Origin of the sequence: Flagellimonas aquimarina, from assembly GCF_003149745.1 — a bacterium.
Classification (GTDB): Bacteria; Bacteroidota; Bacteroidia; order Flavobacteriales; family Flavobacteriaceae; genus Flagellimonas; species Flagellimonas aquimarina.
Genome location: NZ_QGEG01000002.1, coordinates 825,203 through 838,027, shown reverse-complemented (window position 1 = coordinate 838,027; position 12,825 = coordinate 825,203). Strand labels below are relative to the sequence as shown.

The window sequence follows — 12,825 nt, the reverse complement described above, 5'->3', positions numbered from 1 at the left end:
AAAGTTCTTTTAGGTATTAGAACACGCTGTGGTACAATTAAAATGTTTAACGATTATTGAAATTCGTTAAACATTTTGTATTTTTACCATATTGTTATGAAGTATAAATCATTTTAAAATCGCTAAGAATTATGTTTGGACTTTTTAAAAAGAGAACAAAAAAAGAAAAACTGTTAGAGGAATACGCTAAGCTTTTAAGAGAGGCACATGCATTTTCAACATCTAACAGAAAGCTAAGCGACCAAAAGACATTTGAAGCTGAGGAAGTAATGAAGCAAATTGATCAGTTGGTATAAAACCATAATTCCCAAAAGAAAAGGATGGTCATGCTAATCTTGGTTTTGTTGAATCCGCCCTACCCACTATTCAAAACCAGAATTAGTTGCTATAAAGTTTAATTTCTGAATATCTTTAGCAATTCATCTTATTTGCTAAAATGAAGTACAAGTTATTTTTCATAGTCATTTTGTTTGCCCTCATCAGTTGTACGGATAAAACCTCAAAAGAAATCTATACCTCTGATAGTCTAGTTATTACCAAATTAACAGAGAACACTTTCGTTCATACATCATATTTGCAAACCCAAAGCTTTGGAAAAGTTGCTTCAAATGGATTGGTGTATAAAAATGGCTCTGAGGCCATGGTTTTTGATACGCCTACTACGGATTTGGTCTCTAAAGAACTCATATCCTGGCTAAAAGACAATTTCAACGTAACCATTAAAGCTGTAATGATAACCCATTCCCATGTAGACTGTTTGGGCGGGTTAAATGCGTTTCATAATGCAGGTATTCCTTCATTTGCAAATCAATTAACAATTAAATTTGCTCAAGAAACAGATAGCACGGTAGTCCCCCAAAACAGTTTCCAAAATGAGCTGATAACCAAAATAGGCAATGAAAGCGTCGTAAATGTATTTATGGGTGAAGGTCATACAAAAGATAATATTGTAAGCTATGTACCAACAGAGAAAGTACTTTTTGGTGGATGTTTGGTTAAAGCATTAAACGCCGGTAAAGGATATATAGAAGAAGCTAATGTAACTGAATGGCCAAACACCGTTCAACAAGTAAAAAACAGATTTCCGGAACTAAAGCATGTGGTTCCTGGCCATGGCAATCCTGGTAACGTTGATTTATTGGATTACACCATTGATTTATTCAAGAAGGCAGGAAAGTAGCTCTAATTAAAGATGAAAGAAACTCGAATCAACAAATATCTAAGCGAGGTAGGATACTGCTCTAGACGTGCCGCGGATAAACTTATAGATCAAGGCAGAGTCACCATAAATGGAAAAGTGCCCGAAATGGGAACTAAAATAAACCCCGCAGATGAAGTAAGAGTTGATGGAGAGTTAATTTCCAAGCCAAAAGAAAAACCCGTATATCTGGCCTTTAACAAGCCTATTGGCATTGTTTGCACCACTGACACTAGAGTTGAAAAAGACAACATCATTGATTTTATAAATTATCCTAAGCGAATTTTTCCTATTGGTAGATTGGACAAGCCAAGTGAAGGACTCATTTTTATGACCAATGATGGAGACATAGTGAATAAAATTCTGCGTGCAAGAAATCATCATGAAAAGGAGTATGTGGTGACGGTAAACAAACCTATTACAGAAGAATTTCTAAAAAAAATGCGAAATGGAGTGCCCATTTTAGAAACGGTTACCAGAAAATGTGAAGTGGAACAGTTGGGCTCTAATCAATTTAGAATTATTCTGACTCAAGGTTTAAACAGACAAATTCGCAGAATGTGCGAGTACTTGGATTATAGGGTGAAGAAATTGAAACGAGTTCGTATCATGAACGTTAACTTAGATGTGCCAATTGGCAAATGGAGACATTTGACCAGTGCCGAACTTGTTGAAATTAACAACTTGGTTTCAGATTCTTCTAAAACGCATGATTAACCCATATAAACCTTGCTTGGATTATAAATTCAACCACTGTTTAAATTCCGCCGCCCTATTTTTGCTTATAATTATGTCCACCTCAGAATCTGGGTTGACCAAGATTTTCAATTGATTGTTTCCGTACTTTACTATTTTATCGATTCCAGCTATGGCAATAATAAACTGCCTATTGGCCCTAAAGAAATAACTGCTGTCCAGATTTGAAAATAGCTCGTCCAGACTAAGATTGGTCGTGGAACGCTTTTTATTGAAACAGACTACATAAGTTATCGTGCTTTCCGTATAAATATGGGCTATTTCTTCAATAGGAATGGGTATTAGTTCATTACGCACATATGTTAGTATCCGCTTTTTTGATGAATGGTCAGAAGCAATATCTTTTACAGGTTGTTCACTCACTTTTTGCTGGTAATCCCCTACTGCCCTATTTAATTTTGATAAATTGATAACCTCATCCTCTAATTTTTCATTTTTAAGCTCCAATCGCTTTTCATAAACGCTTCCAATAAGTCTTACGGTAATTACATACGACAAAATAACTATAAGCCCCATAACTAAAAAGATGGTATAAAACCTTCTCCTGGTTTCATCTAATTTAGACGAGACAGCGTTAATATTAGTATGGGCAGCAATCATCCAATCTGAATTTTGGACAGGATATATATGAAATACCTCCGATACTTGTTCGGATTCATCAGGTAATTGCTCTAAGCGTGGTATTAATAGCTCATAAAAACTATTGGCATTTAGGTCATCCGTGACTGAAGAGACAAAGGAATTATTTGAGCTTGCGGGCTGCCCCACTCTTTTGATATCTGGGTGACAAACCACTTTACCAGACCAGTCAAACACACTTAAAAAACCCATTTCCAAATCCGTTCCCTTAAGGCTTTGTTGTACATTGCTTATTACGGAATCCTTGGGAGCGGAACTAGCAAGTTGATATCCTATAAGAGTGGCTAGCGTTTGCGTTTCCTTCTTGCTAAAACTCAAATGGGACTCAAGCAACTGGTGCGTACTTGACTTTATCAGGTAATGTAACGCAACACTGGCTATGGCCGCATAAATAATGGCAATGGATAAAAAAGTAAGGAAATAGAGTTTATCTTTTCTCATTACAGTTGAAAGCAATTTTTTCCCAATATAGCAATTTGATTTTCATTTATAGTTCCAAAAAATCCGGTTAAAACCAATTAACTTCTACAATTGAAGTTATCAATTCCTTTCAAGTCCAATTTTTCCCTGTCAAGGCCATTTCTTCCCTCTCACCAACATTTTGTAGTCTTAACACCCTATTTAATGGTTGCTTTGGATAAATAAAAGCAGTCTAATCACTAAAATCCAGAAGCAATGAAACCAAGTTTAAAATTTATTGTACCCTTACTTTCTCTTTTTATAATGAGCTGTTCATCCGACAGTGAAGAAGACCTAATACCATCTGAAGATGACGGTGGGGGAATCGTTGACAACGGCGTTACCTATACTGCCAATATTAGACCCATAATTACAAATAACTGCATTGTTTGCCATAATAGCCCTCCAACAAACGGAGCACCATTTTCACTGACATCCTTTAATGATGTAAGCAGTAGGGCCAGTCGCGTATTTGCTAGAACCAACAATGGTACCATGCCTCCTTCAGGCAAATTGCCGCAAGCAAACATCGACCTCATTGCAGACTGGATAGCTGGCGGTGCACCAGAATAAAAACCCTTAAAGCAAATCGTAAAAATGAAGAATACCATTTACAGGGTTGTAGTTATATCATTGATATTAATAACCATAACCCTACAAAATAGTAATGCCCAAGGCAAGTATATAGATCGAAGTGGAAAAATACAGTTTGAAGCTTCTGAGGCATTGTTTGAAGAAGTAAAGGCGTCCAATGAGTCGGTCACTAGTGTTTTGGACACTAAAACAGGACAAATAGCGGCCTTAGCACTAATCAAAGGGTTTCATTTTAAAAATTCTTTAATGGAGGAGCACTTTAATGAAAATTACATTGAGTCTGGAATGTATCCCAAAGCCACCTTCAAAGGCCAGTTTTCAGATTTGGACTTAGCGCTGTTGGATGAAAACACCAAGAAAGCGGCAATGGAGGGAACGCTAAAGCTCCATGGTAAAGAAAAAGAAGTACGTACCCAAATATCAATACAAAAGGTGGGAGACATTATTTCTATGACCGGTGAATTTGTAGTGACCCCAGGAGATTTTGATATCCATATCCCAAAGATTGTGCAAAATAAAATTGCCAAGGAAGTTCTTGTCAAATTCGACTTTAAGCTTATCAAAAAATGAATGGGAAAAAGAAAACAATAGGGTCGGTGCTCTTACTGGCAGTTATACTTCTTTCTGTAGCTGTATACAACTATCTCTATAAAGGGCATAGAAATATTGCAGAAGAAGAGATTGCACATGAGTTGAGCACCAAAAAATTAAGTGATGCTTTACGAATAGATAATGCATCTGTTTCATACATCGATAAAGTAATCCAAACCAATGGAAAAATAACTGCAATAGAACGGAACACCATTGTAATTGATAATAGCGTGCAGGTAAGTTTTCAGGGAAATGTACAAGGACTCACCATGGAAAACACAATCTCTATAAAAGGAAGGTGCGTGGGCTATGATGACCTCCTTGAAGTGGTGAAAATTGACCAGGCCATAATTATAAAGAACAATTAAAACTCAACACAACCATTAAAATGAAAAAACTAAATATCCTTTTCCTTTTGTTACCACTTTTTGTGTTATCCCAAGAGGATGACCTACTTAAAGAAATTGATGATACAACAGTATCGGAAAACTACGAAATTGCAGCATTTAAAGGACTTAAAATCGTAAACTTTGAATCAACAAAAATGGTACCTCAAAAACAGCTCTATTTTGTGGTATCACATCGTTTTGGGTCCATTAAAACGGGTATTGAAGACTTTTTTGGGCTAGATCAAGCGGTTACCAGGCTTAATTTCATTTATGGTATAACAGATGGCATCAACCTAGGGGTCTCTCGTAGTTCTTTTCAAAGAACATATGAAAGTTCCCTTAAATTAAGGCTGTTAAGGCAAAAAAAGGGAGGTATTCCCTTTACGGTTGTACTTTTTAATACTGTATTGTTGAATACGGCTTTGGATGAAGAACAATTACCCGAATTAAAATTTGAAAACAGGCTGGGGTATACCACCCAAGTTTTGATTTCAAAAAAACTGAATCCTAACCTCTCTCTACAAATAGCACCAACTTATTTTCATGACAATCTTGTTGCCATAGATGAGCAAGAAAACTCGCAATACTCCATTGGCATTGGTGGTAGGCATAAGTTGACCAAGAGGTGGTCCATTAATATGGATTACGGCCTGCATTTGAATAGAGCATCCAATTCCCCTTTTAAAAACCCATTCTCTATTGGTTTTGATTTAGAAACCGGCGGACATGTCTTTCAATTGCACTTTACCAATGCTCAGCCCATGAATACAAATACGTTTCTTGGTCAGGCCACCGGGGATTGGAGCGATGGAGATGTGTTTTTTGGATTTAACCTTTCAAGAGTATTTTAAAACAAACCCCATGAAATTAAGCTTAGCAAAAATACCAGTACAAAATAGATTCTGCAGAAAATGTTCTTCACAGATAAAATCTGAATTGCTAAAAATACAGGACATTACCAACGTGAATCTCTACCCTACCGACTCTCTTGTAGTATTCAGTTTCATCAAAGCAAATGAGCTATCCGTAGCGTTGAACATTTTAACGGCTTTAGGGTATCCACCACAAGGAGATAGAGTAAATGCAAAATTTATATCACCCATATGTTCTTGTTTTTGATTTAAAAACAAGAACATATGGGTAATCAACACCGTAAACCCCAAACTGGAGTTTCTTGAACTATAATTATTTAAAAAAATGAAAATGAAAAAGTTTATTTTACTATTAACGACAATTTTTACCCTGCTCAGCTGCAGCAGTGATGACAACGGTCCAAGTGATGACGGACCGCCACAAGCTGACCCCAATACAGTACAATTGAGAAGTGATGGCACTTTTGGAAACATCCTAACCAATGCTGATGGGTTTTCACTGTATTTCTTCTCCGTGGATAGCAAAGGAGACTCCAACTGTATTGATGGTTGTAGAACAAACTGGCCTGTCTTCTATACCGAAAATCTTACTTTGGATAATGGTCTTGAAGCATCCGACTTTGGATCCATTACCAGAAGTGATGGAGACAAACAAACCACCTATAAGGGATGGCCACTTTATCTTTTTTCTAATGATAATACCGTGAGCGATGTTAACGGAGATGGTGTAGGGAGCGTTTGGTACGTGGCAAAGCCGGACTATTCCGTGATGATGTCACAGGCGCAGCTCGTGGGACGAGACTCTAATGGAGTCGAGACCAACCTCACCAGTACCTACCAACCGGGTGACGAACAGACCTTTTACATGACAGATGACGAGGGAAATACCCTGTACAGATTTATCAATGATACCAATAGTGCCAATAATTTCACCAATGCTGATTTTTCAAACAACGGAGTATGGCCGGTTTTTGAAGAACAGCTGCAGAATGTTCCAAGCATATTGGATGCCAATGATTTTGGCTCAATCGATGTCTTTGGAAGAAATCAGCTTACCTATAAGGGATGGCCACTGTACTATTTTGGACAGGATGCACAACGGGGCGACAATTTTGGGGTAGGGTTTCCCGTGGCCGGTGTATGGCCCATACTTAATCCAGATACAGAGGTGGCCCCGCAAGCTACAGGAGCAACTACTTCTTATGATGTAACCAATCAAGGAGCAACAGCATACATTTTTAATGGTTCCGGTTTTAGTGATACCAGCAATCCGGACCTTACCTTAAAGAGAGGAGAGACTTATGAGTTCATAGTAGATTCGCCAGGTCATCCCTTTCTAATAAAGTCAGTGCAAAGTATTGGAATAGGGAATACCTACGATTCTGGTGTCACCAACAATGGTGCCTCTTCTGGAACTATTGTATTTACAGTTCCTAACGATGCTCCAGACACCTTGTTTTACAATTGCGAGTTCCATAGTCCAATGACGGGAACCTTAACGATAACAGATTGAAAAAGGAGATTACATTTTTTATTAGTTTTGAACCTAGGGCCGATCTGTCCCTAGGTTTTAAATTTCCATTGAAGATTTGCTCGGTATTGAGCACTAGTTAGCAACACAGTTTAGATTTATGCTCAAAAAAACCAATACGTTTAAAATAGCTTTCTTTCTGGCAGCACTAATGGTAATTTATCTCCTATTTCAGGTTTTTTTCAAACCCGATTATTTAAATATTGCTGAAGCAAAACCCGAACTGTATCTTAGCGCAGATACTTTAATATCTCATTTTAGAGCTGGTGATCAAAAGTTTTTGAAAATAGAGAGCATAGTAGAGATTGAAGGTTCCATTAAAGAGATAAATACCATTAACAATCGTTTTACCATATTGTTGAAAGGAAAGGAGCATGATTCATCCAGTGTAATTTGTGATATGCAAGCCAATCAAAATAAATACCTTTCAACTTTGAAACCAAAGGACACAATTAGGCTAAAAGGAGTGTTCAAAGGTTTTTTAAAGGATGCCGTTTTTTTAAATTGTGTCATTTCTGATAGAAAAATAAATGAGTAAGTTGATTCCATTTTTTTTCGTGTTCATGTGTTATGGACAACAACCGAGCAAAGAAAAAATAATTGCACGGCAAGGGCAGGTTTCCTTCTTTTCATATACTTCAGTAGAGAACATAAAAGCCGAAAACAATCAAGTACTGAGCATTATAGATTTAGCTTCTAATGAAATTGCCGTAAGCATGTTAATGAATGCTTTTATTTTTGAAAAAGCATTGATGCGTGAGCACTTTAACGAGAGCTATATTGAATCTGACCTATACCCCAAAGCTACATTTGAGGGTGAGATTTTAGATTTTGACCCTAATTTTGAAGGAGAACAGACCAAAATTGTAAAAGGCACATTCTCCATGCACGGGGTATCAAAAGAGCTGGAAATAAAGACGAAAATAGAATACATACAAGGAGGGTACATATTATCAGGAACCTTTGAAACTCTGGTAGAAGATTATAATATTAACATCCCCCCTCTTTTAAGAGGGAACATTGCAAAAACGATTTCTGTGGATTTTAGATTTGAATATCGACCTTATGAAAGCTAGAAAAACAGTTTTTCTTTTAATACTATTTGGCACCGCAAATTTTGTAGGCGCCCAAGATCTTTTGGATATTTTGGAGGATGAAGGCAAGGATATTCCTCAATACTCCCTTGCCACTTTTAAATCTACCAGAATAAGTTTTGGGCACTCCATTGAAACCAGAAAAAAAGGGATATTGGAGATTTTTGCTGCCAATAGGTTTTGGAATACGCCCAGTTTGCGGACGCAAAGTTTTGCAGCGGACCGCTTAAGCTCAAGAATTGCATTGGAATATGGAATTTCTAACCGCCTTTCGACAGGAATTGGAGGCACCACATTTGATGGCCTTTTTGATACTTACCTTAAATACAAATTGGTTCAGCAACGTAAAGACAAAAAGGGGTCTCCTATTAGCATAACGCTATTTCAAAATGCGAGCTATTTTAGCGAGGCTATAGCGGATAACAGTATTCAAGATAATTTTGCAAAGAGATTATCTTTTACCACACAACTCCTTATTGCCAAAAAGATATCTCCAAAATTTTCGTTGCAAATTGCCCCATCCTTTATACATAGAGGGTTACGTGCTTCTCAAGATGACCCCAACAATCATGTTGCACTAGGTTTTGGAGGCAGGTACAAGCTGGGGCACCATATTTCCTTTGTTTCTGAGTATTACACCGTTTTTAATCCAGTAAAATCAAGGGATACGTACGGTCCATTCTCTTTGGGCATTAATTGGGAAATTGGAGATGTAATGCTCCAATTTATGCTCACCAATGCCGTAAATATGGTCGAGGATGCCTTTATAACACAAACATATAACAACTTCAATTTTAGAAACCCAAACTTAAATTTTGGCTTTAATGCTACCTATATCATACATTTTAAGCGAGGCTTAAAAAACAAAGAGCAAATAAAAAAGCCCTGATTAAAAACCAGGGCTTTTTTCATAATTATGTTTGAAGCTTACTTTACTTCTTCAAAATCCACATCTTCAACATTGTCGCCTTCAGCTGCACCGTTACCAGCACCATCTCCCCCTGCATCAGCAGTTGGGTCTCCTCCGGCGGCACCTTGCGCCTCTGCCTGCGCTTTGTACATTTCTTCAGAAGCAACTTTCCAAGCTTCGTTGATCTTTTCCAAAGCCGGCTCAATAATTACCAAATCTTTGGTTTCGTAAGCCTTTTTCAATTCTTCCAAAGCATCTTCAATTGGCTTTTTCTTATCATCCGATAATTTATCGCCAAATTCCTTCAACTGCTTTTCGGTCTGGAAAATCATTCCGTCAGCCTCATTCAACTTGTCAGCTGTTTCCTTCGCTTTTTTATCCGATTCGGCATTAGCCTCAGCTTCCGCTTTCATTTTTTGAATTTCCTCCTCTGTCAATCCAGAAGAAGCTTCAATGCGGATATCCTGCGTTTTGTTCGTAGCCTTGTCGGTTGCAGATACTTTAATGATGCCATTTGCATCAATATCAAAAGTTACCTCAATCTGCGGCGTTCCTCTTGGTGCCGGTGGAATTCCATCTAGGTGGAACCTACCAATGGTTTTGTTATCTGCCGCCATTGGACGTTCTCCTTGCAACACATGGATTTCAACCGATGGTTGATTGTCCGCGGCAGTAGAGAATACCTGAGATTTCTTTGTTGGGATTGTTGTATTGGCTTCAATTAGTTTAGTAAAAACACTGCCCATGGTTTCAATTCCTAGAGAAAGCGGGGTAACATCCAATAACAATACATCTTTCACATCGCCAGTTAATACACCACCCTGTATTGCAGCTCCAACGGCAACTACCTCATCTGGATTTACTCCTTTTGAAGGTTTCTTTCCAAAGAATTTCTCAACTGCCTCTTGCACTGCGGGTATACGTGTAGAACCACCAACCAAGATAATTTCATCAATATCGCTTTTTGAAAGTCCAGCACTTTTCAAAGCGGTCTCACAAGGCTCAATCGTTCTTTTTACTAGATCATCTATCAGCTGCTCAAATTTAGCGCGTGATAATGTTCTTACCAAGTGCTTTGGGCCTGAAGCCGTAGCAGTAACATATGGCAAGTTTACTTCTGTTTGAGGAGAAGAGGATAGTTCAATCTTTGCCTTTTCCGCAGCCTCACGCAAACGCTGTAAAGCCATTGCATCTTCTCTTAGATCAAGTCCTTCATCGCTTTTAAATTCTTCGGCCAACCAATCAATGATTTTTTGGTCTACATCATCACCACCCAAGTGTGTATCTCCATCTGTTGCCAATACTTCAAAAACACCATCACCTAATTCAAGAATGGACACATCATGTGTACCACCACCAAAATCAAATACCACAATTTTTTGATCTGTATCTTTTTTGTCCATACCGTAGGCCAAAGAAGCTGCGGTAGGTTCGTTTATAATTCGTTCTACAGTTAACCCGGCAATTTCACCAGCTTCTTTTGTAGCTTGTCTTTGAGAGTCGTTAAAGTAAGCAGGTACGGTAATGACCGCTCTTGTAACATCCTGACCCAAATAATCTTCAGCGGTTTTCTTCATTTTCTGAAGAATCATTGCTGACAATTCTTGTGGGGAGTACATACGTCCGTCAATATCTACCCTTGGAGTGTCATTATCCCCTTTAACCACCTTATAAGGAACTCTTTTAGCCTCTTTAGAAGATTCTGTGAACTTGTTTCCCATAAACCTTTTGATGGAATAAATTGTATTGTGGGGATTTGTAACCGCTTGTCTTTTGGCAGGGTCACCCACTTTGATTTCTCCGCCTTCCACAAATGCAATTACAGAGGGAGTAGTACGCTTACCCTCGGCATTTGGGATTACTACGGGCTCGTTTCCTTCCATCACAGAGACGCAGGAGTTTGTTGTACCCAAGTCTATACCTATAATTTTGCTCATTGTATCTAAAGTTATATCTATTGAAAATTCATTTTTGTCTCGCTCTAAAAATGTCAATGATCATGCCATGTCAAAGAATATGACAAGGTGTCATATTTTAAAAAACAGAGGGATAGCATTAATTACATAATGCCTCTTTATCTTTAGCCCCATATAATACCTTACCCATGGAATGTATAAGTGTTTTTGACATGCTCAAAATTGGCGTCGGTCCTTCAAGTTCGCATACCTTGGGGCCATGGAGGGCTGCAGAACGTTGGATCAGCGAACTTAAGGAGCAAGATATGTTTGAATCTGTCCTTAATGTCAAAGTTTACTTGTACGGTTCCCTGTCACTTACAGGGAAGGGGCACGCTACAGATATTGCCGTGGTTATGGGTTTATTGGGAAGCGATCCTGAAACTGTACCGACCGAAAGCATAGGCCGCACCATTGAAAGCTTAAAAACCAATAAAGTATTGAACTTGGGTGCTACAAAAGAAATTCCTTTTGATTTTACAGAAGACATTATTTTCAAAAAAGAATTTCTTCCCTTTCATTCCAACGGCATCCAGTTTGAAGCTGTTCTATCATCAGGCAATACCAGTATAGAAACATATTATTCTATTGGTGGTGGTTTTGTTGTAAAAGAAGAGCTCATTCATTCAAAAGAAAACAAAGAAGTTTTCAAAACTTTTCCGTACCCCATCAAAACAGGTGATGAGCTTCTCCAGTATTGCAAAGAAAAAAATACATCCATTTCCAAAATTGTTTTAGAAAATGAACGCTCCCTAAAAACCAATTCTGAAATTAATATAGAACTGGAACGGATTTGGAACACCATGTTGGAATGTATGTACTTGGGTTGCCATACAGAAGGTACTTTGCCCGGTGGGCTAAACGTAAGAAGGCGCGCATTTGAAATACATGAAAAACTTAAAGGAGAACTTCCCTACTCCAATCCTCAGGAATGGTTGCAAACCATACGTAAGACAGAGGTTAAGTTTAGGCAGATTCTTAAATGGGTAAGTTGTTTTGCCCTTAGTGTAAATGAAGTTAATGCCGCCTTGGGGAGGGTTGTTACAGCCCCTACCAATGGAAGTGCAGGTGTTATACCGGCAGTTCTAATGTATTATATGGTCATTGAAAACCACGAAGCAGATTTTGAGCATGTCAAAAAATTCTTGCTAGTGGCCGGAGAAATAGGAAGTATCTTTAAAAAAGGCGCAACTATATCTGCTGCAATGGGCGGGTGCCAAGCGGAGATAGGTGTTTCATCTGCTATGGCCGCCGGCGCATTAACGGAATTACTTGGTGGAACACCTGAGCAAGTATTGGTTGCCGCAGAAATTGCAATGGAACATCATTTGGGTCTAACCTGTGACCCCATTGGCGGATTGGTACAAGTTCCCTGTATTGAACGTAACTCTATGGGGGCCATAAAAGCTATTAATGCTGCAGAGTTAGCTTTGGACACAAATCCCAAGGAAACCAAAGTGCCACTGGATAAAGTTGTAAATACGATGTGGGAGACCGCCAAGGACATGAATTCTAAATACAAAGAAACTTCAGAAGGTGGATTGGCCGTTGGAGTATTTTTGAGTGATTGCTAAACTCTAGCAAAACAGACATACTTATGAATAGCAACAATTCTAACCGAGAACAACCAAACAACCCATTGCATGGTATTAAACTGTTGGATATGCTAACTCTTTTAGAAGAACATTATGGTTGGGATGAGTTAGCAAATAGAATCAACATCAACTGTTTTAAAAAAGACCCTTCGATCAAGTCCAGTCTTAAGTTTTTACGAAAAACTCCATGGGCGAGAGACAAAGTTGAACGGCTCTACCTAAAATTGGTTACTGGTCAATGA

At 38.3% G+C, this 12,825-nt stretch carries 16 protein-coding genes; 14 read left to right on the top strand and 2 right to left on the bottom strand.

Annotated elements, in window-relative coordinates; translation table 11 throughout:
* Positions 1-131: 131 nt before the first annotated feature.
* From DKG77_RS10640 to rluF, 3 genes are all read left to right on the top strand, one after another.
* Positions 132-296: a Lacal_2735 family protein gene (locus DKG77_RS10640; RefSeq protein WP_109662825.1), complete on the top strand. Its 165-nt coding sequence runs from the start codon at positions 132-134 to the stop codon at positions 294-296.
* A gap of 140 nt (positions 297-436) precedes the next feature.
* Positions 437-1,180 (top strand): subclass B1 metallo-beta-lactamase, encoded by a 744-nt coding sequence (gene bla / locus DKG77_RS10635; RefSeq protein ID WP_109662823.1) that lies wholly within the window; start codon positions 437-439, stop codon positions 1,178-1,180.
* 12 nt (positions 1,181-1,192) lie between these two features.
* Entirely contained in the window at positions 1,193-1,915 is a 723-nt protein-coding gene (gene rluF, locus DKG77_RS10630; RefSeq protein ID WP_109662821.1) for a 23S rRNA pseudouridine(2604) synthase RluF, read from the top strand.
* Between the two features lie 21 nt (positions 1,916-1,936).
* Here the strand turns inward: rluF and DKG77_RS10625 are convergent, their stop codons facing one another.
* Positions 1,937-3,034, bottom strand: a complete 1,098-nt coding sequence (locus DKG77_RS10625; protein ID WP_109662819.1) for a LytR/AlgR family response regulator transcription factor — start codon at positions 3,032-3,034, stop codon at positions 1,937-1,939.
* A gap of 234 nt (positions 3,035-3,268) precedes the next feature.
* Between DKG77_RS10625 and DKG77_RS10620 the strand changes: the two genes are divergently transcribed.
* From DKG77_RS10620 to DKG77_RS10580, 9 genes are all read left to right on the top strand, one after another.
* On the top strand, positions 3,269-3,625 hold the full coding sequence (locus DKG77_RS10620) for a hypothetical protein (protein ID WP_133248447.1): 357 nt from the start codon (positions 3,269-3,271) through the stop codon (positions 3,623-3,625).
* Positions 3,626-3,649: 24 nt separating this feature from the next.
* Entirely contained in the window at positions 3,650-4,216 is a 567-nt protein-coding gene (locus DKG77_RS10615; RefSeq protein WP_109662816.1) for a YceI family protein, read from the top strand.
* Positions 4,213-4,605, top strand: a complete 393-nt coding sequence (locus tag DKG77_RS10610) for a hypothetical protein (protein WP_109662814.1) — start codon at positions 4,213-4,215, stop codon at positions 4,603-4,605. Before DKG77_RS10615 ends, DKG77_RS10610 begins: the two co-directional genes overlap by 4 nt.
* 20 nt (positions 4,606-4,625) lie before the next feature.
* Entirely contained in the window at positions 4,626-5,477 is an 852-nt protein-coding gene (locus DKG77_RS10605) for a DUF5777 family beta-barrel protein (protein WP_109662812.1), read from the top strand.
* Positions 5,478-5,487: 10 nt separating this feature from the next.
* Complete coding sequence (locus DKG77_RS10600; RefSeq protein ID WP_133248446.1) at positions 5,488-5,745, top strand: hypothetical protein; 258 nt, start codon at positions 5,488-5,490, stop codon at positions 5,743-5,745.
* Between the two features lie 84 nt (positions 5,746-5,829).
* Positions 5,830-7,011 carry a hypothetical protein gene (locus tag DKG77_RS10595; protein WP_243414909.1) on the top strand — a complete coding sequence of 394 codons (1,182 nt, stop codon included), beginning with the start codon at positions 5,830-5,832 and terminating at the stop codon, positions 7,009-7,011.
* Positions 7,012-7,129: 118 nt separating this feature from the next.
* Complete coding sequence (locus tag DKG77_RS10590) at positions 7,130-7,567, top strand: OB-fold protein (protein ID WP_109662808.1); 438 nt, start codon at positions 7,130-7,132, stop codon at positions 7,565-7,567.
* Positions 7,560-8,105: a YceI family protein gene (locus DKG77_RS10585; protein ID WP_109662806.1), complete on the top strand. Its 546-nt coding sequence runs from the start codon at positions 7,560-7,562 to the stop codon at positions 8,103-8,105. Before DKG77_RS10590 ends, DKG77_RS10585 begins: the two co-directional genes overlap by 8 nt.
* A complete protein-coding gene (locus DKG77_RS10580) occupies positions 8,095-9,012 on the top strand; it encodes a DUF5777 family beta-barrel protein (protein WP_109662804.1) in 918 nt (305 codons plus the stop codon). Before DKG77_RS10585 ends, DKG77_RS10580 begins: the two co-directional genes overlap by 11 nt.
* 38 nt (positions 9,013-9,050) lie before the next feature.
* Here DKG77_RS10580 and dnaK read toward each other — a convergent pair whose 3' ends face one another.
* Positions 9,051-10,970 (bottom strand): molecular chaperone DnaK, encoded by a 1,920-nt coding sequence (gene dnaK, locus DKG77_RS10575; RefSeq protein ID WP_109663746.1) that lies wholly within the window; start codon positions 10,968-10,970, stop codon positions 9,051-9,053.
* A 167-nt stretch (positions 10,971-11,137) separates the two neighbouring features.
* On the opposite strand from dnaK, the gene DKG77_RS10570 reads away from it, so the two are divergent.
* Both DKG77_RS10570 and DKG77_RS10565 read left to right on the top strand, forming a co-directional pair.
* Positions 11,138-12,562 (top strand): L-serine ammonia-lyase, encoded by a 1,425-nt coding sequence (locus DKG77_RS10570; RefSeq protein WP_109662802.1) that lies wholly within the window; start codon positions 11,138-11,140, stop codon positions 12,560-12,562.
* Between the two features lie 23 nt (positions 12,563-12,585).
* The gene (locus DKG77_RS10565) at positions 12,586-12,825 is read left to right on the top strand and encodes a VF530 family protein (RefSeq protein ID WP_109662800.1); all 240 of its coding nucleotides are present in this window, start codon (positions 12,586-12,588) and stop codon (positions 12,823-12,825) included.

Coding starts and splice junctions, on each gene's coding strand:
- DKG77_RS10640 (WP_109662825.1), top strand. CDS start 132: ATGTTTGGACTTTTTAAAAAGAGAACAAAAAAAGAAAAACTGTTAGAG.
- bla (WP_109662823.1), top strand. CDS start 437: ATGAAGTACAAGTTATTTTTCATAGTCATTTTGTTTGCCCTCATCAGT.
- rluF (WP_109662821.1), top strand. CDS start 1,193: ATGAAAGAAACTCGAATCAACAAATATCTAAGCGAGGTAGGATACTGC.
- DKG77_RS10625 (WP_109662819.1), bottom strand. CDS start 3,034: ATGAGAAAAGATAAACTCTATTTCCTTACTTTTTTATCCATTGCCATT.
- DKG77_RS10620 (WP_133248447.1), top strand. CDS start 3,269: ATGAAACCAAGTTTAAAATTTATTGTACCCTTACTTTCTCTTTTTATA.
- DKG77_RS10615 (WP_109662816.1), top strand. CDS start 3,650: ATGAAGAATACCATTTACAGGGTTGTAGTTATATCATTGATATTAATA.
- DKG77_RS10610 (WP_109662814.1), top strand. CDS start 4,213: ATGAATGGGAAAAAGAAAACAATAGGGTCGGTGCTCTTACTGGCAGTT.
- DKG77_RS10605 (WP_109662812.1), top strand. CDS start 4,626: ATGAAAAAACTAAATATCCTTTTCCTTTTGTTACCACTTTTTGTGTTA.
- DKG77_RS10600 (WP_133248446.1), top strand. CDS start 5,488: ATGAAATTAAGCTTAGCAAAAATACCAGTACAAAATAGATTCTGCAGA.
- DKG77_RS10595 (WP_243414909.1), top strand. CDS start 5,830: ATGAAAAAGTTTATTTTACTATTAACGACAATTTTTACCCTGCTCAGC.
- DKG77_RS10590 (WP_109662808.1), top strand. CDS start 7,130: ATGCTCAAAAAAACCAATACGTTTAAAATAGCTTTCTTTCTGGCAGCA.
- DKG77_RS10585 (WP_109662806.1), top strand. CDS start 7,560: ATGAGTAAGTTGATTCCATTTTTTTTCGTGTTCATGTGTTATGGACAA.
- DKG77_RS10580 (WP_109662804.1), top strand. CDS start 8,095: ATGAAAGCTAGAAAAACAGTTTTTCTTTTAATACTATTTGGCACCGCA.
- dnaK (WP_109663746.1), bottom strand. CDS start 10,970: ATGAGCAAAATTATAGGTATAGACTTGGGTACAACAAACTCCTGCGTC.
- DKG77_RS10570 (WP_109662802.1), top strand. CDS start 11,138: ATGGAATGTATAAGTGTTTTTGACATGCTCAAAATTGGCGTCGGTCCT.
- DKG77_RS10565 (WP_109662800.1), top strand. CDS start 12,586: ATGAATAGCAACAATTCTAACCGAGAACAACCAAACAACCCATTGCAT.